Source organism: Pseudonocardia adelaidensis (genome assembly GCF_039543345.1).
GTDB classification, from domain to species: Bacteria; Actinomycetota; Actinomycetes; order Mycobacteriales; family Pseudonocardiaceae; genus Pseudonocardia; species Pseudonocardia adelaidensis.
The window spans coordinates 131,214-150,246 of sequence record NZ_BAABJO010000011.1; the positions used below are offsets into that span (position 1 = coordinate 131,214).

Consider the following 19,033-nt stretch of genomic DNA (forward strand, 5'->3'; position numbering starts at 1 on the left):
CCCCACCCTGGTCTGATCCGCTGAACGGGGGGATCGCAATGGAGCTCGTCGTCGATGTCGAGCTGAGCGTCCGTGATCGGGCCATCCTGCGCGCCGTGGCGTGCGGACGTGCCGAGCTCGTCTGGGGCTCGGAGCCCGACCTCTACCTCGACGGTCGCTTCTGCTGCGACCAGGGCGCCGTGCACCGGCTGGTGCGCGCCGGCCTGATCGCCCCTGAGGTCGAGGGTGCCGTCGGCCAGCGCCTCCCCGCGGTGATCACCACGGCCGGGCGCCTCGAGCTCGTGGCCTGACACCGCGGGCGGGCCGCGCAGGTACCCGGCCCGTGAGCAAGCCGTCCGCCCGGCAGGAGCGGATCCTCGCCATCCTGCGCTCGCGCGGTCCGGCGCGGGTGGCCGAGCTGGCCCGCGAGTTCGACGTCTCGCCGATCACCCTCCGCCGTGACGCCGAGGTGATCGGCTCGCTGCTCGCTCTGGTCCCGCTCGTCGTGGCGTTCCTGATGTTGCAGCGGTACTGGCGATCGGGCCCCACGGCCGGGAGTGTGGAGTAGTGCCGCCACGCCAACGTGCCGCCTTCGCCATGTCCGCGACGACCGCCCGCCAGGTCCTCCACCCCGCCGCGATCGAGCGCATCGCGGCCGTCGTCGACGTCGACCGGGACGTCGTGCTCGAGGGGTTCACGCGCGCCGAGCTCGCCGACGTCGAGCTGCTGGTCACGGGATGGGGATGCGCTCCGATCACCGCGGACGTCCTCGCCGCCGCGCCGCGGCTGCGCGCGATCGTCCACACGGCGGGCACCGTGCGCCAGCACGTCACCGAGGCGTGCTGGGAGCGGGGGATCGTGGTCAGCTCGGCGGCCGCGGCGAACGCCGTGCCGGTGGCGGAGTACGCGGTGGCGATGATCGTGCTCGCGGGCAAGCGGGTGCCCGACATCGCGCGGGAGTTCCGCGCGGCGCGGGCGCAGCGCGACTGGAACGAGATCTACCCGGACGCCGGCAACTACGGCGCCACGGTGGGGCTGGTCGGGGCATCGCTGATCGGGCGGCGGGTCGCCGACCTGCTGCGGCCGTTCGACCTCGAGGTCCTCCTGCACGACCCGTACGTGGCCGACGCCGAGGTGCGGGCCCTCGGCGCCGAGCCGGTGGCCCTCGACGACCTGTTCGCGCGCTCCGGCGTGGTGTCGCTGCACGCACCGCTGCTGCCCTCGACCACCGGTATGGTCGACGCCCGGCTGCTCGGGCTGATGCGCGACGGCGCCACCCTGCTCAACACCGCCCGCGGCGGTCTCGTCGACCACGCGGCCCTGGAGCGCGAACTGTTGTCCGGGCGGCTGCGCGCCGTGCTCGACGTGACCTCGCCGGAGCCGCTGCCGCCCGACTCGCCGCTGTGGGAGTGCGACGGCGTGCTGCTCACCCCGCACGTCGCCGGCTCCAAGGGCAACGAGCTGCGCCGGCTCGCCGACGCCGCGGCGGCGGAGGTGCAGCGCTGGGCCGCGGGCCTGCCGTTCGCACACCCCGTACGACGCGAGCTCCTGCCGATCACCGCCTGACCGTATTGCCCACCCCGCCGGCTCCGCAAGCTCCGCCGGCTCTCCCCCCAGGCTCACCCACCCCGGCGGCTCCGCAAGCTCCGCCGCTCTCCGTCCCCCGAGGAGGCCCCGATTCCCGCCGACGACTTCGCCCTGAGCCCGGACACCGGCTGGACCCGCCGGCACTGGACCGCCGTGGCCGACGACCTGCTCGCCGCCGTGCAGCGGTTCCGCTCGCCCCGCGGCGGGCGGATCGACCTGCCCGGCGCACCGGCGAAGGCCGGCGTCGCCTCGGACGGGCTGGAGGGGTTCGCGCGCACCTTCCTGCTCGCCGCGTTCCGCACCGCGGGCGACGGGGACGGCGCGCCCGTCGAGCCCTATCTGGACGGGCTGGTCAGCGGGCCGGCAGGCGACGATGCGGACAGGTGGCCGCCGATCGGCTCGCACGGGCCGGGAGGGCAGCCGATGGTCGAGTCGGCGTCGGTGGCGCTCGGGCTGCTGACCGCGCGGCACTGGACGTGGGACCGGCTCGACGACGGCGAGCGGGACCGCCTGGAGGAGTGGCTGCGCGGGGCGCTGCGCCACGAGCCCGCGCCGAACAACTGGTACCTGTTCCCGATGGCCGTGGCGGCCTTCCTCGACGAGGTCGGTCGCGGCGACGCCGAGACCGCCCGTGCCCTCGACCGCGCGCACGACCTCCTGGAGGGCTGGTACCGCGGCGACGGCTGGTACAGCGACGGAGACGGCCGCGCCTTCGACCACTACATCGGCTGGGCGATGCACCTGTACCCGGTGCTGGTTGCACACCTGCGCGGAGACACCGCGCGGCTGGAGCACCTCGGCCCGCGGCTGGAGGAGTTCCTCGGCTCGTTCGCCGCCACCTTCGACGTCGACGGGGCGCCGCTGCGCCAGGGCCGCTCGCTCACCTACCGCACCGCGGCCCTGTCCGCCGTCGCGCTGGGCGAGGTGGTCGGGTGGACGCCGCTTCGACCCGGCCAGACCCGGCGCATCCTCTCCGCCGGGCTGCGCTACTTCCTCGACCGCGGCGCGCTGACCGACGGGATCCTCTCCCGCGGCTGGCACGGCCCGCACGCGGCCACCCTGCAGACCTACTCCGGCCCGGCGTCGCCGTACTGGGCCGGCAAGGGCTTCGTCGGGCTGCTGCTGCCGGAGTCGGCCCCGCTGTGGACGGCGGTCGAGGAGCCGCCGCCGTCGGCCGGGCCGGACCGCACGGTCGTCATCCCGTCGGTCGGCTGGCTGGTGCAGACCACGCGGGACGACGGCATGGTCCGCGTGCACAACCACGGCAGCGACCACATGAACCCGTGGGACGCCGAGGGCGCCGAGCCCGACCCGTTGTACGCCCGGCTCGCCTACTCCACCCGCACCGGCCCCACCGCCGTCCGCAACGCCGCCGACAACCACATCGCCCTGCACGTGCGCGGCCGGGAGAGCGTGCGGCGCCGGATCCACCCGATCGGCAGCGGGCCGGACTGGGTGGCCTCGTGGCACCAACCGCAGTTCCCCGGCTCCCCCGGACCCGTGCTCCCCCAGTGCCGCATCGAGAGCCTGGTCGTCGCCCGGGGGGCGTGGGAGGTGCACGTCCACCGGCTGCGAGCCGTGCCCGCCGGAGTTCCCGTCACGGTGACGGGATGGGCGCTCGCGGCCTCGACCCCGCAGGAGATCGACCAGCGGGTCGACGGCGGGTCGGTCGCGCTGCGCACGAAGGAGGCGGGCACCCGGCTCGTCGGCTGCCACGGCTTCGACACGGCAGGCGTGGAGAGGGCCCCGCAGGGCACGGCCTACGGCGCGTGGGCGCTGGTGCCGGCCCTGCGCGGCACCGTGGTTCCGGGCGAGCTACTGGTCGACGCCTCGACCCTCACCTCGGCGCCCGGGACCGCCGCGCCGGAGGTCGTGGTCGACGGCACGGAGGTCACCGTGGCGTGGGCCGACGGCGCGCACACGACGTGCAGCTGGGCGGCCGCGGTCCCGGAGGTGACCACCAGCCCGCACTAGTGTCCCGCGTCGGAAGTTCGGTGCGTATATCGGCGGATCCAGCTTTCCGCTGGGTGCGCCGGCGGGGACCACTAGGCTCACGGCGTGCCGGACACCCAGTACGAAGGCCTGCTCCGCCACGTGCTCGACACGGGCGCCCGCAAGGCGGACCGCACCGGCACGGGCACGCGGTCGGTCTTCGGCCACCAGCTGCGCTACCGGCTGTCGGACGGCTTCCCGCTGATCACGACGAAGAAGGTCCACTTCCGTTCGGTCGCGTACGAGCTGCTGTGGTTCCTGCGCGGCGACGCGAACGTCAGGTGGCTGCAGGAGAACGGCGTCACGATCTGGGACGAGTGGGCGGGCCCCGACGGTGACCTCGGGCCGGTCTACGGCGTGCAGTGGCGGTCGTGGCCCACCCCGGACGGCGGGCACGTCGACCAGATCAGCGAGGTGCTGCGCACGCTGCGCGAGAACCCCGACTCCCGGCGGATCATCGTGTCCGCGTGGAACGTCGCCGACATCCCGCGGATGGCGCTGCCGCCCTGCCACGCGTTCTTCCAGTTCTACGTCGCCGACGGCGAGCTGTCCTGCCAGCTGTACCAGCGCAGCGCCGACCTGTTCCTCGGCGTCCCGTTCAACATCGCGAGCTACGCGCTCCTGACGCACATGATCGCCGCGCAGGTGGGCCTCGGCGTCGGCGACTTCATCTGGACCGGCGGCGACTGCCACATCTACGACAACCACACCGACCAGGTCCGCACGCAGCTCGCCCGCGAGGCGCGGCCGTTCCCCACCCTGAGCCTGAAGCCTGCGGACAGCCTGTTCGACTACACCTTCGAGCACATCGCGCTCCACGGCTACGACCCGCACCCCGCCGTCAAGGCGCCGGTGGCGGTGTGATCGGGCTCGTCTGGGCGCAGTCGGCGAACGGCGTGATCGGCCGCGACGGCACGCTGCCCTGGCGCCTGCCGGAGGACATGAAGCACTTCCGCTCCCTGACCACCGGCGCCACCGTGCTCATGGGCCGCCGCACGTGGGAGTCGCTGCCACCGCGGTTCCGTCCGCTGCCCGGCAGGCGCAACGTCGTGCTGTCCCGCACGCCCCAGGACGGGGTGGAGACGTTCTCCGACCTGCAACGGGCGCTCGCCGCGGCGACCGGGGACGTGTGGGTGATCGGCGGCGCGGCGGTGTACCGGGCGGCGCTGCCGTTCGCGGACCGGATCGTGGTCACCGAGATCCGGGAGCCCTTCGACGGCGACGCGTACGCGCCGGACGTGGAGCGCCCGCCGGACTCGATGGGGGCGTGGCAGGAGTCGGAGACAGGGCTGCACTACCGGTTGCTGACCTGGGGCTGAGCCGACAGATCACGTCAGGCGGCCGGTTGGCGCTGGGCGCCAGCGGGCGACGCGGGCGCGGAGGGCGACGGTCATCTCCGCCAGCAGGCGCTCACCCTCCTCGGCGCTCGCGCCGGTCGGGTCGCCCAGCACGCCGTTCGGGCTGACCGCGGCCACGCCGCCGGCACGCATGGCCGGGAGCAGCTCGTCCAGCGGGGCGGTGGCGCCGGGCGCCGCCGCGGCCGTGCGGACGGCAGCGGGGTCGAGCGCCAGCAGGATCGACGTCTCGGTGCGGCCTGCGTGCGCGTCCCCGCCTGCCACGGCGCACGGCCACCAGGCGGCGTCGCGGCCCTCGGCACGCAGCTGCACCACGGCGTCCGGGACGGTGGGGAGGTTGCCGCCGTGACCGTTCACGAACACCAGCCGGGGTGCCCACCTCGCGGCCGAGCGGCCCAGCTCCACGAGCACGACCGAGAGCGCGTCATGCCCGATCGACAGGGTGCCGGCGAATGCCTCGTGCTCGCCGGACGCGCCGTAGGCCAGCGGCGGCGCGACCAGCAGCGCCGGGTCGTCGCCCGCCGCGCGCCGGGCGACGGCGGTGGCGACCCGGGTGTCGGTGTCGAGCGGGAGGTGCGGCCCGTGCTGCTCGCACGACCCGACCGGCACGAGCAGGGTGGCCGCCGGCACGTCGGGCCACGCGCGACCCCCGAGGCCCATCGGGCTCGGGTTCAGCTTCCCGCCACCGGGACCTGCAGGCTGGCGAGCGGGCTCTCGTCGCACGCGCGGTCCGGACGGGTGGTGAGGGTCAGGGGTACGGGGCCGCGGCCGACCCGCGGCGCCGACCTCGAGTGGTCGACGTCCGAGCGCGGGATCGCGGTGGACCCGTCGCGCGCGGCGAGCGCCTGCTCGCCGAAGCCGCGCACGCACTCCGGGTCGGGGCCGTCGAGCGGGAGGCCGGTGAAGAACTTGGCGGCCATGCACCCGCCCTGGCACGAGTCGTAGAAGCCGCAGCTGCGGCAGGCGCCGCCGGTCTGGGGCTGCCGCAGCTCGGCGAAGAGCTCGGAGCCCCGCCACACCTGCTCGAACCCGCCCGGCGAGCGGACGTTGCCCGCGAGGAAGTTCTCGTGGATCGCGAAGGGGCACGCGTAGACGTCGCCGACCGGGTCGATCAGGCAGACCACCCGCCCGGCCCCGCACAGGTTGAGCCCGGGCAGCGCCTCGCCGTAGGCGGAGAGGTGGAAGAACGAGTCGCCCGTCAGAACGTTCTCACCGTGCGCCACGAGCCAGTCGTAGAGCTGCCGCTGCTGCGCGGCCGTGGGGTGCAGCTCGTCCCACACGTCCGCTCCGCGGCCCGACGGCCGCAGGCGGGTGATGCGCAGCTGCGCGCCGAACCGGTCGGCGATCGCCGAGAACTCGTCGAGCTGGTCGACGTTCTGCCTCGTCATCACGACGCTGATCTTGGGCCGGGCGAACCCGGCCTCGGCCAGGTTCTCCAACGCCCTGATCGCGGTGGCGTAGGAGCCGGGGCCGCGCACGTGGTCGTTGACCTCGGCGGTGGCGCCGTCGAGCGAGATCTGCACGTCGACGTAGTCGGTGGCCGCGAGCTGTGCGGCCCGCGCCTCGTCGAGCTTGATCCCGTTGGTGGAGAACTTGACGCCGACGTCGTGGGTGACGGCGTAGTCGAGCAGCTCCCAGAAGTCGGAGCGCACGGTGGGCTCGCCGCCGCCGATGTTGACGTAGAAGACCTGCATCCGCTGGAGCTCGTCGATCACCGACTTCGCCTCGGCCGTGCTGAGCTCGCGCGGATCCCGCCGTCCCGAGGACGACAGGCAGTGCACGCACGCGAGGTTGCAGGCGTAGGTGAGCTCCCAGGTGAGGCAGATCGGGGAGTTCAGGCCGTACTGGAAGTGCTCGACCAGCTTCACGGTCGCTCCTCGATGGTTCCGTTGGCGGCCAGCCCGGCCAGTGCCCGCAGGTAGGCGGGGCGCTGGGCCGCGTCGAGGCCGGCTGCGTCGAGCGCCGAGTGCACGTCGGGGTGCCGCTCCAGCCCGGAGACGACCTCGACGAGCTGGGGGGTCTTCAGGAACGACAGCCTGCGGGTGCCGAAGTGGTAGACGAGCGCCCCGAAGGGCTCGGGGCGCACCGCCACCCGCGGGCTGCAGCGGTGGGGCCGCGCCGGGTCGAAGACCGGCGCCTCGGCGGTCACGTCAGTAGACGCCGCACATGCCGTCGATGGAGACCTCCTCGACGAGGGTCTCCTCGACGACGGGCTCCTCGGCGGGGGCCTGGGACTCGCTGGTGGGCGCCATGTACTTCCTCCTGACGACGATGGCCGGGGCGCGCCCGACGTTAATTGACACGTCGTGCCAAAGACAAGGCCCGCAAGACTGTTCCGGTGGAGTCCGACGTTCTCTTGCACATGTGCACCACGGCCGAATGGGAGCGGGCCCGCGCGGCCGGCGTGGTGGCGCCGCCGTCGCTCGCCGAGGCCGGGTTCGTGCACCTCTCGACGCCCGAGCAGGTCACGCTCCCGGCGAACCGGCTCTTCCCCGGCCGGCGGGACGTGCTGCTGCTGGTGATCGACCCCACCCGCATCGGCGTCGAGGTCCGCTGGGAGCCGGGGGTGCCCGGCGACCCCGAGTCGATGCGTTTCCCGCACGCGTACGGCCCGGTCCCGACGGCGGCGGTGACGGCCACCCTGCCCTACCGGCCGGGCGATGACGGCACGTTCACCGCACCGACGCTGCCCGGCTGATCGCCGCTCCGGCGAGCGGGTACAGCCGGTGCATCAGCAGTTCCAGTGGGCCCCGGCCGGCGTGGCGCAGCCACAGCGGGGCGGCCACGAGCAGGATCGCCGAGATGCCGGCCCAGAGTGCGAGCACGAACCACGGGCCGGTGCCGGCGAACCGCTCCGCCAGCCCGAGGCCCCATCCGTGGCAGAGCACCCCGGCGAGCACGTTCTGCAGCACGTAGCACGAGAGCGCGGTGCGGCCGACTGCCGTCAGGGCACGCCGGAGCGGGCCGGGCTCCCGGCGGGCGCGCTGCGCGAGCGTCGCGCCGAGCCCGAGCAGGCCGAGCGCCACCAGCGGCGGCGCGAGGTAGCGGTCCACGAGGAACCAGTCCGGGCCCGCCGCGGCCGTGAGCGCGTTCAGCGGAACGCCAGCCCCCAGCCCGACGGCCACGAGCCGTCGGCGGACCCGCGCGCCCGCGGGACCCGCGGTGAACACGCCTGCGCGCGCCGACCGCGAGCCGACGAGGAAGAGCACGACGGCCGACGGGACGATCAGCACGATCTCGGAGCGGAACAGGGCGGCGTGCTCGAGGCGCAGCAGCACCTGGTGCGGCCAGCTCGCCGTGAGGGCCGCGTCGGATGACGAGCCGGACGGTGCCACGTCCGGGGTGATCAGCAGCAGTGCGGTGGCCGCGGCCAGCGCGGCGACGTAGACCGCACCCACGGCGCCCACCCAGACCCGCACCGCCCGGTCGCTGCGCCCCACCAGGTACGCGACCAGGAAGGACGCGAGCGCGTATCCCATCAGGACGTCGAACTCGAACACCAGGACGTAGTGCAGGAGGCCCTCGGCGAACAGGATCGCGGCCCGCACCGGGTACCGGCCGGGCCACGGGTTCCCCCGGCGCACCGCCGAGCGGTACTGGAGCTCGATCCCCACCCCGAACAGCAACGTGAGCAGCGCGAGGAACTTGCCGTTCGTGAGCGTCAGCAGCGCGGTGTCGAGCGGGTTCCCGTCGGCGAACGCATGCGCGAACCACGCCACCGGCCCACCGGGATGGGCGAAGAGCCAGACGTTCGTGCCGAGGGTCCCGAGGATCGCGACTCCCCGCAGGACGTCGATGGCGTCGATCCGGCCGCGGCCGGTGATCGCCGTCCCGGTGATCGCCGTCCCGGTGATCGCCGTCCCGGTGATCGCTGTCATGGGGCCAGGATCGCGGCGGGAGGCGGCCGGGTCGTCGGGCGAGGGACGGACCGGCGCGTACCACCTTCGATCGACGCGGACACGTGGCCGCCGCGTGTTCAATGGCCGGGTGAAGGGTCGGACCGGACGCGAGCGGGTGGAGGACGCGCTGTACGTGGCCGGCTTCCTCGCGCTCGGCGTGCTGCTCTACCTGGTCGTCCCGGATGTGGCCATCCGGTGGGGCGACGGGCCCGAGCCGTCGGCGTGGACGGTGCTGGGGCTGCTCGCGGTCGCCGCGCTCGGCCACACCCAGCGCCGCGTCCGGCCCGTCCTCGGGCTCGCGGTCGCACTCGCCGCGCTGCTCGGGATGGCGCAGGTGGCGTTCGTGCCGCTCGCGGTGATGATGGTCATCGGCGACCTGCTCTACTGCGCGGTCCTCTACACGTCCGAACGCCTGAGCTGGACGGTGGCCGGCGCCACCGCGGCCGTGGCCGGCGGCGCGGCGCTCGTCAGCCTCGTCGCCGAAGGCGGCCGCGCGGCCGTGCTCGTCATCCTCAACCTCGGGCTCGTGCTCGCGGTGCCGGTGCTGTGGGGGCGGGAGGTGCGCCTGCACCGCGGGCAGGCAGCCGCGGAACGGGAACGCGCCGAGCAGGCGGCCCGGATGGCCGAGCTGGACCGCGCCGCCGCGGTGGCGGCCGAGCGCGCCCGGATGGCCCGCGACCTGCACGACGTGATCGCGGGCCAGCTCTCGGGCATCGCGATCCAGTCCGAGGCGGCGCTCAACCTGCCGGACCCGGACCCGGCCGTGCTGCGGCGGGTCCTGCAGTCCGTCCGCCGCGACAGCGTGGCGTCGCTGGCCGAGATGCGCACGATGATCGGCCTGCTCCGGGCCGACGGCGCGGGCGACGCCGATCCGCGCACCGCGCCCGCCGGCCTCGACCGGCTCGGCGCGCTGCTCGAGTCCGCCGTCGGGACGGGCCTGCGGATCGAGGTGGACGACGCGCGGGGCGCTGCCGATCTGCCCGCCGCGGTGGACCTGGCCGCGTTCCGCATCGTGCAGGAGTCGTTGACGAACGCAGCGAAGCACGCCCCGGGCAGCCGGGTGCACCTGCGCCTGGCCGACCACGAGGGAGAACTGGTGATCGAGATCGAGAACGACCTCGTGCCCGGTGCGCCGCCCGGTGGGGGCACCGGCACCGGGCTGCTCGGCGTGCACGAGCGTGCCGGCGCGGTGGGCGGCACCGTCGCGGCGGGAGCGGACGGGGACCGCTGGCGGGTGCGCGCCATCCTGCCGGTACCGGCGGCGGCCGGAGCGTCCCGGTGACCGGACCGGTGCGCGTGGTGGTGGCCGACGACCAGGCGGCGATCCGCACGGGCCTGGGGATGATCCTCGACTCCGCCCCGGACATCACGGTGGTCGGGGAGGCCGCCGACGGGCTCGCCGCCGTCCGGATGGCCCGGGAGCGCACGCCCGACGTCGTGCTGATGGACATCCGCATGCCCGGCATCGACGGCATCGAGGCCACCCGCAGGCTGGTGGGGGAATCGGTGTGCGACGTGCTCGTGCTCACGACATTCGACCTGGACGAGTACGTCGACTCCGCGCTCGCCGCAGGTGCGGCGGGCTTCCTGCTCAAGTCGGTGGAGGCACCGGCGCTGCTCGCCGCGGTGCGCGCGGTGGCCCGCGGCGACGGCGTGCTCGCCCCCGAGATCACCCGGCGGGTCATCGCCCGGCTGGGCGCCCCCGCCCGCACCCCGGTCCGTCCCCCCGGCCTCGACGACCTCACGCCGCGCGAGGCCGACGTGCTCGCCTGCCTGGGCCGCGGCCTGTCCAACGCGGAGATCTCGGCGGAGCTGGTGATCACCGAGGCGACCACGAAGACGCACGTCTCGCGCGTGCTCACCAAGCTCGGCCTGCGCTCCCGGGTGCAGGCGGCGATCGCGGCGCAGGACGCGGGCCTGGTCGACTAGGCGCGCTTCGACGGGGCGAGGCGTCAGCGGAGCCGGGCGGAGAGCTCGACCGAGTCGTGCCCGCCGGGCACCGCCGCGGGCGGGTTCGCGGGGGCTGCGGCGACGGAGAGCATCGCGACGATGGCGGTGAGGGCCGCGAGCGCGATGCGCGACATCGGCCGCGTGCCGGGGCGGCCCAGCCGGTGCCTCCCGTGGTGCACGACCCGGGTCCGCATCGCCTGCCCGAGGCCCAGTGCCGCGGCGGGTGAGCTCGGATCGGCGGACAGGGCCGCGGCCACGGCGGCCGCGGGAGGCCTGCGGCGCGGGTCGTCCTGCGTCATCGCGGTCAGGACGGTGCCGAGGCCGGCCGGCAGACCCACCGGCACAGCCGGTGAGCGGTACAGCCGGGCGGTGGCGGACTCGACCGCAGCACCGGGGTACTCCCGCCGCCCCGTCAGCGCCTCCAGCAGCACCAGGCCCAGCGCGTAGACATCGGTGGCAGGCGCGACGTCCTCCCCGCGCACCTGCTCCGGGGCGAGGTAGGCGGCCGTGCCGACGACGCAGCCGTCGGCGGTGGCCGCCGTGGCCTCGAGGGTGCGGGCGATGCCGAAGTCGGCGAGCCGCGGGCGCCCCGCGTCGCCGAGCAGGACGTTGGCGGGCTTGACGTCGCGGTGCACGATGCCGGCGGCGTGCACGTAGGCCAGCGCGTCGGCGAGCTGGGCGCCGAGCCTGCGCACCGCGCCCGGGGCGAGCGGCGGGCCGGCGGCGATCCGCCCGGCGAGCGTGGGCCCCTCGACCAGGTCCGTGACGACGAACGGGCAGTCGTCCACGATCCCACCGTCGTGCAGCCGGACGAGTCCCGGATGGTCCAGTCGGGCGAGCAGCGCCATCTCCTGGCGCTGTTGCCGCAGGTCGCGCTCCGACGCGCCCGGCCGGAAGCACTTGATCGCTACCTCGACACCACGCCGCAGGTCACGGGCTCGGTGCACGACGGCGGACGATCCGGCGCCGAGCACCGACCCGAGCTCATAGCGGCCGGCGACGACACGGGGGACGTCGCCGAGCGCAACAGCCTCGTCGGGGGCCATACCGAAGTCTTTCCCCCGGACGGGGCAGCTACGCACGGATCCGGGAAACTTGGACCCGGATGTGCGTCACCCGTTGGCGGCAGTGGTGAGCGCTCTGCGGGTGAGCACACGCGCGAGGTGACGCCGGTAGTCCGCGGTGGCGGCGAGATCGGCGGGCGGCTCGGTGCGCTCGTCGGCGAGCGCCGCGGCCTCCTCGATCGACGCGCCGTCGGCGAGCGCGGCTTCCGTCTGGGACGCCCGCAGCGGCGTGGAGCCCATGTTCACCAGGCCGACCCGGCCGTCGACCGCGGCGACCCCGACGATGGCCCAGTCGTTGGCGCGCCGCGTGAACTTCTCGTACGCCCAGCCGGCCCCGCCGGTGCGCGGCACCCGGATCTCGACGATCAGCTCGTCCGGCTCCTTCACCGACGAGAACACGCCCGTGTAGAAGCCGGTGATCGGCACCTGCCGCTCGCCGCGCGGGCTGCGCAGCACCACCGTGCCGCCGAGCGCGAGCACGGCCGCCGGGAGGTCGGAGGCCGGGTCGGCGTGGGCGAGCGAGCCGCCGATCGTGCCGCGGTGGCGCACCTGCGGGTCGCCCACCGTGCGCGCGACCGCGGGCAGCAGCGGGCACTCGGTGGCCAGCACGTCGGACGCCTCGACCGCGCGGTGCCGCGTGCCGGCACCGATCGCGACCTCGTCGCCGTCCACCCGGATGTACTGCAGCTCGGCGAGCTTGCCGATGTCGATGACCAGCTCGGGCGCGGCCAGCCGCAGCTTCATGACCGGGAGCAGGGAGTGGCCGCCCGCGAGCAGCGTGGCGTCCTCGCCGTGCTCCCCGAGGAGGGCGAGCGCGCCGTCCACGGACTCGGGACGTGCGTAGTCGAAGCCGACGGGGATCACGAGCCGCTCCCGGTGGAGAAGCCGGGCGCGGCGAGCTCGGCGGGCGAGTCCTCGGCCTCCGCCGGGTCCTTCCCCGCCGCCGCCAGCACGGCCCGGACGATGTTGTGGTAGCCGGTGCAGCGGCAGAGGTTGCCCTCCAGGCCCTCGCGCACCTCCCGCTCGGTGGGATGCGGGTTCTCCTGCAGCAGGCCGACCGCGGCCATCACCATGCCGGGCGTGCAGAAGCCGCACTGCAGCCCGTGCTCGGCGCGGAACGCCGCCGGCACCGGGTGCAGGTGCTCCGCGTCGGGCGAGAGCCCTTCCATCGTGGTGACCGACTGCTGGTCGGCCTGCACCGCGAGCACCGTGCACGACTTCACCGACTCACCGTCCAGCAGCACCGTGCACGCGCCGCAGGACGTGGTGTCGCAGCCGATGTTGGTGGCCTTGAGCCCGACCACGTCCCGCAGGTAGTGCACGAGCAGCAGCCGCGGCTCGACCTCCGCGGTGGTCGGCCGACCGTTGACGGTGATCTGGACCTTCTCAGTCATTCGCGCCTCCCGCGGCCCGGATGGCCTCCCAGACCCGCAGCGGGGTGGTCGGCATGTCGATGTGGCGGACGCCGAGGTGCGACACGGCGTCGACCACCGCGCTCTGCACCGCGGGCGTGGCGCCGATGGTGCCGGCCTCGCCGATGCCCTTCGCCCCGATCGGGTTCAGCGGCGTGGGCGTCTCCATGTCCAGCAGCGTGAAGCTCGGCAGCTCCGCCGCGGAGGGGAACCCGTAGTCGGCGAACGTGGCCGTGAGCGGGTTGCCGTCGGCGTCGTAGGCGACCTCCTCGAGCAGGGCCTGCGAGATGCCCTGCGCGATACCGCCGTGGCGCTGACCCTCGGCGAGGAGCGGGTTGAGCACCGGGCCCGCGTCGTCGACCGTGATGATCCGGTCGACCACCGCCTTGCCCGACTCGACGTCGACCTCGACCACCGCGACGTGGGCGCCGAACGGGAACGAGGCCGCCCCGCTGTCGAACGCGGTGTCGACCCGCAGCTGCTCCTTCTCGGCGAGCTCCGCGAGGTCGACGCCCGCGCCGGTGCCCTTCACGGTGACCCGGCCGTCGGTGACCTCGAGGTCCTCGGCGCTCGCCTCCAGCAGGTCGGCAGCGCGTTGCTTGGCGAGCTCCACGAGCTGGCCCGCCGCCTGGTAGACGGCGACGCCGCCGGTCTGCAGGCTCCGCGAGCCCATCGTGCCCACGCCGCGCGGGATCAGGTCGGTGTCGCCGTGCTTGACGGTGATCTTCTCGATCGGAATGCCGAGGTGCTCGCTCGCGAGCATCGCCCACGCCGTCGCGTGACCCTGACCGTGTGGGGAGGTGCCGGTGAGGACGGTCACCGTTCCGTCGGGGTGCACCTCGACCGATGCGTCCTCCCGGAACTCCCCGCCCCCGGTGATCTCGACGTACGCGGAGATGCCGATCCCGAGCTGCACGGCGTCGCCGCGCTCCCGCCGGGCGGCCTGCTCGGCCCGCAGGTCGGCGTACCCGGCGGCCTCCAGCACGCGGTCGATCGCCTTCGCGTACTCGCCGGTGTCGTAGACGGCCCCGCCGCCCCCGCCCTTGGTGGTGAACGGGAACTTGTCGGGCGACACCACGTTGCGCTTGCGCACCTCGGCCGGGTCCATGCCGATCTCGGCGGAGAACAGGTCCATGGCCCGCTCGATCGCCGCGGTGGCCTCCGGGCGACCGGCGCCGCGGTAGGCGCCGGTGGGCGTGGTGGTGGTGACGAGCGCCCGCGCCCGCGACTCGACCTTCGGGATGTCGTAGACACCGGGCGCCATCTGCCGTGTGAAGAAGGGCAGGAACGTGCCGATCGCGGGGTACGCGCCCGCGTCCGCGAGCACGTCGAGGCGGTAGGCGAGGACGGTGCCGTCGCGGCGCCCGCCGATCGTGACGGTCTGCAGCTGGGCGCGGCCCTGCAGCATCCCGGTCATGTTCTCCGAGCGCGTCTCGGTCCACCGGACCGGCCGCCCGACCCGCTTCGCGAGCCACGCGACCACCGCGAACATCGGGTCGCCCCCGATCTTCGCGCCGAAGCCGCCGCCGACGTCCGGGAGGATCACGTGGACGTCCGACGACTCGATGCCGAGCCAGCCCGCCACCTCGTCGCGCGCCATCTGCGCGTTCTGCGACGAGGCGAACAGCGTGAGCCGCCCGTCGTCGCCCCACGCGGCAGCCGCGGCGCGCGTCTCCAGCGGGGAGGCCGCCAGCCGCTGGTTGACGATCTCGTGCGTGACGACGACCTCGCAGTCGTCGAACAGGTGCTCGTCGAACTCCTGGTCGTCGAAGGCCAGCGCGAGGTTGGTGCCCGCCTCGTCGAACAGGACGGTCTCGTCGGTGAGCGACTCCTTCAAGCCGATCACCGCGGGCAGCGGGTCGTAGTCGACCTCCACGAGGTCGGCCGCGTCCTGCCCCTGGTACGGGTGCTCGGTGAGGACGGCCGCGATCGGCTCCCCCACGAAGCGCACCCGGTCGGAGGCGAGGAACGGCCGGACCATCGCCCTGTTCGCCGCCGGGAACAGCAGCGCGGGTGAGAGGTCGAGGTCGGCGCCCGTGAACACCCCGACGACGCCGGGAGCGGCCTTGGCCGCCTCGACGTCGATCCCGGTGATCCGGCCGTGCGCCAGCGGGGACCGCACGAACGTCAGGTGCAGTGCACCGGTCAGCCGTTCGTCGGTCAGGTCGTCGGTGTAGGTCGCGCCCCGGGAGAGGAACACCGGATCCTCTGTGCGGACCACGCGCGTGCCCATGATGCTCATCGCCGGGGATGCTAGCCCGCCATCCGCGCGACCGCGCGCACGGCGATCGTTCGATGGAAGACCCGGTCACCCGGCGCTCACGCGCGGCGCCGGAATGCTCACGCACGGCGCGCACCGTCGGCAGGCGAAGACGCGGACCGCGATCACGGTCTGCGGTTCCACCAGCACCCGGAACCGGCGATCACACGGTGCGATCGCGGAACCCCACTTGACCCCGGCAGGATCGTGGATGGGTGGTGTCTGCTGCCGAGGCCGAGTTCACCGCCGCCGTGGCCCCGTTCCACCGCGAGGTGACCGCGCACTGCTACCGGATGCTCGGCTCGCTCACGGACGCCGAGGACGTCGTCCAGGAGACGTGGATGCGGGCCTGGCAGGCCTGGCCGGGCTTCAGACCCCGCTCTGACGACCGCGGACGGTCGGTGCGCGCGTGGTTGTACAAGATCGCCACCAACCGCTGCCTGACGTTCCTCGGGCGCGCCGCCCGGCGGGAGCTGCCGACGACGGCGGAGGCACAGGAGGTGCGGTGGCTCGAGCCGCTGCCCGACGACCGGATGGCGTACGCCGACCAGCTGGATCCGGCGGAGCGGCTGGTGGCGTGGGAGAGCGTCGAGCTGGCGTTCCTGGTGGCGCTGCAGCATCTGCCGCCCCGGCAACGCGCCGCGCTCCTGCTGCGCGAGGTGCTGGGCTACTCGGCCGTCGAGACGGCCGACCTGCTCGACACCTCGGTCGCGTCCGTCAACAGCGCGCTGCAGCGCGCCCGCGTGGTGCGCGAGCGACCGGTGCCGGACCGCAGCGCGCCGGAGACCGCGGATCTGGCCCGGCGTTACGCAGCGGCATGGGAGGCCGGCGACGTCGAGGCGATCGTGGCGATGCTCGCCGAGGACGCGCGCTTCTCCATGCCGCCGCTTCCCGAGTGGTACGCCGGCCGGGCCGCCATCCGGGAGTTCCTGGTCACGGGGCCGCTCACGTACCGGTGGCGGTTCCTGCCGGCCCGGGCCAACGGCATGCCGGCGTTCGCGACCTACCACTGGGACGGGACGGCGTACACACCGATGGGCCTCGACGTGCTGACGATCCGCGACGGGGCGGTGCGCGAGGTCGTGTCCTTCCTCCAGGCGGACGTCGCCGACTTCGGCCTTCCCAGCCGGATCGAGGGTGAGCGATGAGTTCGCGCAGCGGCCGGGGTTGTCAACGGCGACACCCGACGGAAGGAGCAGGACCATGGCGGAGAAGGAGATCCGGGAGCTCATCGAGCGGTGGGCGGTCGCCGCCCACGCCGGCGACCTCGACACCGTGCTCGCCGACCACACCGACGACGTCGTGATGTTCGACGTACCCCCGCCGCAGGCGGGTGCCCGGGGCATCGAGGCCTACCACGCCACCTGGCCGGGGTTCTTCGAGTGGCAGGCGCGGGGAGCGACGTTCGACGTCCTGGAGCTCGACGTCACGGCCGGGGCGGACGTGGCGTTCGCGTGGGCGCTGCTGCGCTGCGGCACGGAGGAGGACAACGCCGCACATCCCGACCGCCGGCTGCGGATCACGTTCGGCCTCCGGAAGGAGGACGGGCGGTGGCGGGTCGCGCACGAGCACCACTCGTTCCCGGACGAGAGCCTGCCGGCCTGACCCCGTTGCAGCAGAGCCACTTTCCTGCAGCCACGGTGCAGGAGAGTGGCTCTGCTGCAATCGCGTGGGCTCCTCAGGGGTCGCGCAGCGGGGGCAGCCCTGCCGCGAGGTCGATCGTGGCGGTGTCGTCGGTGTACGGGCCCGACGTGTCGTTAGACGTCGTGGTGCTCACCGGTGGACAGCTCGATGCGGTGGACGGGGACGCGCAGCCCGTCCGGTCCCTCGAGGTACGCCTTGTGCGAGCCCCTGATGGGGCCGGTCGTCACGGACGGCGCGACAGCGGTCATCGCTGGTGTTCTCCCTACGCCGGCATTACCCGGACAGGTTCTGCGGTCGGCTGCACGTGCGCTCTCAGCCCGTTGCGCGCACGAGCTCCCGCGGTGTGTTCGGTTGTGATCTGCTTCAGGAGGTCTCCCACCAGTTCCGGACCGTCCACAGCGGCGAGATCGGGCCGTGGCCCCCGCCGAGTGGGTAGGAGTGCCGCACGGCCTCGACCACGTAGCGCTTGCCGAACGCGACGGCCTCGGGCACGGACATGCCGCGGGCGAGGCCGGACGCGATGGCCGAGGCCATGTTGTCCCCGCCGCCGTGGGTGTTGCCGGTGTCGAACCGGGGGCCGGGCAGCTCGGTGAACGTGTGGCCGTCGTAGAGCAGGTCGACGCACACGTCGGTGTCCTCGCGCAGGTGCCCGCCCTTGACCAGCACGTACTGCGGGCCGAACGCGTGCATCACCTTGGCCGCCTCGTACTGCGCCGTGCGGTCGTGGACGTCGACCTCGGCGAACAGCCGCACCTCGTCGAGGTTGGGGGTGGCCAGCACGGCGCGCGGGAAGAGCAGGGTGCGGTAGGCGTCGAGGGCGGAGTCGGCGAGCAGCGGGTCGCCGTGCATGGACGCCGCGACCGGGTCGATCACCAGCGGGATGCCGGCGCCGCCGATGCCCACGCGGTCGCAGACGCCGACGATCGCCTCGATGATCGGCGTGTCGGCCAGCATGCCGGTCTTCACCGCGCCCAGCGTGATGTCGGTCGCCACCACCTCGATCTGCGCCGCAACCGTCTCCGGGGGGATCGTGTGGACGCCCGTGACACCGAGCGTGTTCTGCACGGTCACCGCCGTGACGGCCACGCAGCCGTGGGCCCCGCATGCCGCCATGGCCCGCAGGTCGGCCGCAACGCCGGCACCGCCGCCGGAGTCGGTGCCCGCGATCGTCATGACGGTCGGGGGTGTGGTGCCCACCGTGGGCTCAATCATGCTCGCCTGCCATGTTCAGCCTCCCTACGCCGGCATTACCCGGACAGGTTCCTGCGGTCGGTGGCGCGCCAGCCACCCTCTCAGCCCGCTGCTGCGAGCTCCCGTCTGTGCCCCGACCGTAACTCGTCCAGGCGGGCGAGGGGAAGATCCGGCGGAACCGCGCTGTTGGCCATTGCATGCCACTTGAAGGTGAGTACGAGATCAGCCCGACCGACTGGGTCCGGGAGCAGACGGAGAAGATCTTCGAAACCGGGACCACGGAGAGCGTCAGCATCAACGGCATGTCCGTGGTGCTCCTCACCACGCGCGGCGTCAAGAGCGGGAAGCTGCGCAAGGTGCCGCTCATGCGTGTGGAGCACGAGGGCGTCTACGCCATCGTCGCCTCCCTGGGAGGCGCCCCGAAGCACCCGGTCTGGTACCACAACGTCAAGGCCGAGCCGCACGTCGAGCTCCAGGACGGCACGGAGACGAAGGACTTCCGCGCCCGCGAGGTCACCGGCGAGGAGAAGGCGATCTGGTGGAAGCGGGCCGTGGCCGCCTACCCGCCCTACGCCGACTACCAGAAGAAGACCACCCGCGAGATCCCGTTGTTCGTCCTGGAGCCGATCGAGTCCTGAGCCGGGCTCCCCGTTCGGCGGATCCGCGGGAGATCGACGGCTCCGGGCGCGCCGGCAGGACG

At 73.9% G+C, this 19,033-nt stretch carries 22 protein-coding genes and 1 pseudogene; 12 read left to right on the plus strand and 11 right to left on the minus strand.

What is annotated here, in order from left to right:
• Nucleotides 1-38: 38 nt before the first annotated feature.
• The 6 genes from ABEA81_RS16980 (at nt 39) to ABEA81_RS17005 (ending at nt 4,877) form a co-directional block, all read left to right on the plus strand.
• Entirely contained in the window at nt 39-290 is a 252-nt protein-coding gene (locus tag ABEA81_RS16980; RefSeq protein WP_345606083.1) for a hypothetical protein, read from the plus strand.
• Between the two features lie 32 nt (nt 291-322).
• Nucleotides 323-547 carry a DeoR family transcriptional regulator gene (locus tag ABEA81_RS16985; RefSeq protein WP_345606084.1) on the plus strand — a complete coding sequence of 75 codons (225 nt, stop codon included), beginning with the start codon at nt 323-325 and terminating at the stop codon, nt 545-547.
• A 29-nt stretch (nt 548-576) separates the two neighbouring features.
• Entirely contained in the window at nt 577-1,545 is a 969-nt protein-coding gene (locus ABEA81_RS16990; protein ID WP_345606085.1) for a hydroxyacid dehydrogenase, read from the plus strand.
• Nucleotides 1,546-1,677: 132 nt separating this feature from the next.
• Entirely contained in the window at nt 1,678-3,540 is a 1,863-nt protein-coding gene (locus tag ABEA81_RS16995) for a DUF2264 domain-containing protein (RefSeq protein WP_345606154.1), read from the plus strand.
• Between the two features lie 84 nt (nt 3,541-3,624).
• Nucleotides 3,625-4,422: a thymidylate synthase gene (locus tag ABEA81_RS17000; protein WP_345606086.1), complete on the plus strand. Its 798-nt coding sequence runs from the start codon at nt 3,625-3,627 to the stop codon at nt 4,420-4,422.
• Complete coding sequence (locus ABEA81_RS17005; protein WP_345606087.1) at nt 4,419-4,877, plus strand: dihydrofolate reductase; 459 nt, start codon at nt 4,419-4,421, stop codon at nt 4,875-4,877. Before ABEA81_RS17000 ends, ABEA81_RS17005 begins: the two co-directional genes overlap by 4 nt.
• Before the next feature lie 9 nt (nt 4,878-4,886).
• Here ABEA81_RS17005 and mftE read toward each other — a convergent pair whose 3' ends face one another.
• From mftE to mftA, 4 genes are read right to left on the minus strand one after another with little or no spacing between them, the layout of a single operon-like run.
• The gene (mftE, locus tag ABEA81_RS17010; protein ID WP_345606088.1) at nt 4,887-5,573 is read right to left on the minus strand and encodes a mycofactocin biosynthesis peptidyl-dipeptidase MftE; all 687 of its coding nucleotides are present in this window, start codon (nt 5,571-5,573) and stop codon (nt 4,887-4,889) included.
• Nucleotides 5,574-5,584: 11 nt separating this feature from the next.
• On the minus strand, nt 5,585-6,781 hold the full coding sequence (gene mftC / locus ABEA81_RS17015) for a mycofactocin radical SAM maturase (protein ID WP_345606089.1): 1,197 nt from the start codon (nt 6,779-6,781) through the stop codon (nt 5,585-5,587).
• Nucleotides 6,778-7,062, minus strand: coding sequence for a mycofactocin biosynthesis chaperone MftB (gene mftB, locus ABEA81_RS17020; protein ID WP_345606090.1), 285 nt, complete (start codon nt 7,060-7,062; stop codon nt 6,778-6,780). Before mftB ends, mftC begins: the two co-directional genes overlap by 4 nt.
• Nucleotide 7,063: 1 nt before the next feature.
• Nucleotides 7,064-7,165, minus strand: coding sequence for a mycofactocin precursor MftA (mftA, locus tag ABEA81_RS17025; protein WP_345606091.1), 102 nt, complete (start codon nt 7,163-7,165; stop codon nt 7,064-7,066).
• Between the two features lie 86 nt (nt 7,166-7,251).
• Here mftA and ABEA81_RS17030 point away from each other — a divergent pair, with 86 nt between their 5' ends.
• Nucleotides 7,252-7,611 carry a DUF952 domain-containing protein gene (locus ABEA81_RS17030; RefSeq protein ID WP_345606092.1) on the plus strand — a complete coding sequence of 120 codons (360 nt, stop codon included), beginning with the start codon at nt 7,252-7,254 and terminating at the stop codon, nt 7,609-7,611.
• Here the strand turns inward: ABEA81_RS17030 and ABEA81_RS17035 are convergent.
• A complete protein-coding gene (locus tag ABEA81_RS17035) occupies nt 7,586-8,791 on the minus strand; it encodes a DUF418 domain-containing protein (RefSeq protein ID WP_345606093.1) in 1,206 nt (401 codons plus the stop codon). The genes ABEA81_RS17030 and ABEA81_RS17035 overlap by 26 nt on opposite strands.
• A gap of 109 nt (nt 8,792-8,900) precedes the next feature.
• Between ABEA81_RS17035 and ABEA81_RS17040 the strand changes: the two genes are divergently transcribed.
• Nucleotides 8,901-10,094, plus strand: a complete 1,194-nt coding sequence (locus tag ABEA81_RS17040; protein ID WP_345606094.1) for a sensor histidine kinase — start codon at nt 8,901-8,903, stop codon at nt 10,092-10,094.
• Nucleotides 10,091-10,741 carry a response regulator transcription factor gene (locus tag ABEA81_RS17045; protein ID WP_345606095.1) on the plus strand — a complete coding sequence of 217 codons (651 nt, stop codon included), beginning with the start codon at nt 10,091-10,093 and terminating at the stop codon, nt 10,739-10,741. Before ABEA81_RS17040 ends, ABEA81_RS17045 begins: the two co-directional genes overlap by 4 nt.
• Nucleotides 10,742-10,764: 23 nt before the next feature.
• Here the strand turns inward: ABEA81_RS17045 and ABEA81_RS17050 are convergent, their stop codons facing one another.
• The 4 genes from ABEA81_RS17050 to ABEA81_RS17065 form a co-directional block, all read right to left on the minus strand.
• Nucleotides 10,765-11,808: a serine/threonine-protein kinase gene (locus ABEA81_RS17050; RefSeq protein WP_345606096.1), complete on the minus strand. Its 1,044-nt coding sequence runs from the start codon at nt 11,806-11,808 to the stop codon at nt 10,765-10,767.
• 66 nt (nt 11,809-11,874) lie between these two features.
• Nucleotides 11,875-12,690 (minus strand): FAD binding domain-containing protein, encoded by an 816-nt coding sequence (locus tag ABEA81_RS17055; RefSeq protein ID WP_345606097.1) that lies wholly within the window; start codon nt 12,688-12,690, stop codon nt 11,875-11,877.
• Nucleotides 12,687-13,220, minus strand: coding sequence for a (2Fe-2S)-binding protein (locus ABEA81_RS17060; RefSeq protein WP_345606098.1), 534 nt, complete (start codon nt 13,218-13,220; stop codon nt 12,687-12,689). The genes ABEA81_RS17055 and ABEA81_RS17060 overlap by 4 nt, the downstream gene beginning before the upstream one ends.
• A complete protein-coding gene (locus tag ABEA81_RS17065; protein ID WP_345606099.1) occupies nt 13,213-15,480 on the minus strand; it encodes a xanthine dehydrogenase family protein molybdopterin-binding subunit in 2,268 nt (755 codons plus the stop codon). The genes ABEA81_RS17060 and ABEA81_RS17065 overlap by 8 nt, the downstream gene beginning before the upstream one ends.
• Nucleotides 15,481-15,713: 233 nt before the next feature.
• Here ABEA81_RS17065 and ABEA81_RS17070 point away from each other — a divergent pair, with 233 nt between their 5' ends.
• Complete coding sequence (locus ABEA81_RS17070; protein ID WP_345606100.1) at nt 15,714-16,646, plus strand: RNA polymerase subunit sigma-70; 933 nt, start codon at nt 15,714-15,716, stop codon at nt 16,644-16,646.
• 55 nt (nt 16,647-16,701) lie between these two features.
• Nucleotides 16,702-17,103, plus strand: coding sequence for a YybH family protein (locus ABEA81_RS17075; RefSeq protein ID WP_345606101.1), 402 nt, complete (start codon nt 16,702-16,704; stop codon nt 17,101-17,103).
• Between the two features lie 82 nt (nt 17,104-17,185).
• Here the strand turns inward: ABEA81_RS17075 and ABEA81_RS17080 are convergent.
• A pseudogene (locus ABEA81_RS17080) lies at nt 17,186-17,390 on the minus strand (phosphomethylpyrimidine synthase ThiC); the annotation flags it as partial.
• 115 nt (nt 17,391-17,505) lie between these two features.
• Nucleotides 17,506-18,354, minus strand: coding sequence for a bifunctional hydroxymethylpyrimidine kinase/phosphomethylpyrimidine kinase (thiD, locus tag ABEA81_RS17085; RefSeq protein WP_345606102.1), 849 nt, complete (start codon nt 18,352-18,354; stop codon nt 17,506-17,508).
• A 176-nt stretch (nt 18,355-18,530) separates the two neighbouring features.
• Here thiD and ABEA81_RS17090 point away from each other — a divergent pair, with 176 nt between their 5' ends.
• Nucleotides 18,531-18,971, plus strand: a complete 441-nt coding sequence (locus ABEA81_RS17090; RefSeq protein WP_345606103.1) for a nitroreductase family deazaflavin-dependent oxidoreductase — start codon at nt 18,531-18,533, stop codon at nt 18,969-18,971.
• Nucleotides 18,972-19,033 lie beyond the last annotated feature (62 nt).

Bases quoted from the DNA above. Each gene is read 5' to 3' on its own strand.
- ABEA81_RS17060 (WP_345606098.1), bottom strand. From the start codon at position 13,220: ATGACTGAGAAGGTCCAGATCACCGTCAACGGTCGGCCGACCACCGCG.
- ABEA81_RS16980 (WP_345606083.1), top strand. From the start codon at position 39: ATGGAGCTCGTCGTCGATGTCGAGCTGAGCGTCCGTGATCGGGCCATC.
- thiD (WP_345606102.1), bottom strand. From the start codon at position 18,354: ATGATTGAGCCCACGGTGGGCACCACACCCCCGACCGTCATGACGATC.
- ABEA81_RS17035 (WP_345606093.1), bottom strand. From the start codon at position 8,791: ATGACAGCGATCACCGGGACGGCGATCACCGGGACGGCGATCACCGGG.
- ABEA81_RS17050 (WP_345606096.1), bottom strand. From the start codon at position 11,808: ATGGCCCCCGACGAGGCTGTTGCGCTCGGCGACGTCCCCCGTGTCGTC.
- ABEA81_RS17090 (WP_345606103.1), top strand. From the start codon at position 18,531: ATGCCACTTGAAGGTGAGTACGAGATCAGCCCGACCGACTGGGTCCGG.
- mftE (WP_345606088.1), bottom strand. From the start codon at position 5,573: ATGGGCCTCGGGGGTCGCGCGTGGCCCGACGTGCCGGCGGCCACCCTG.
- ABEA81_RS16990 (WP_345606085.1), top strand. From the start codon at position 577: ATGTCCGCGACGACCGCCCGCCAGGTCCTCCACCCCGCCGCGATCGAG.
- ABEA81_RS17075 (WP_345606101.1), top strand. From the start codon at position 16,702: ATGGCGGAGAAGGAGATCCGGGAGCTCATCGAGCGGTGGGCGGTCGCC.
- ABEA81_RS17065 (WP_345606099.1), bottom strand. From the start codon at position 15,480: ATGAGCATCATGGGCACGCGCGTGGTCCGCACAGAGGATCCGGTGTTC.
- mftA (WP_345606091.1), bottom strand. From the start codon at position 7,165: ATGGCGCCCACCAGCGAGTCCCAGGCCCCCGCCGAGGAGCCCGTCGTC.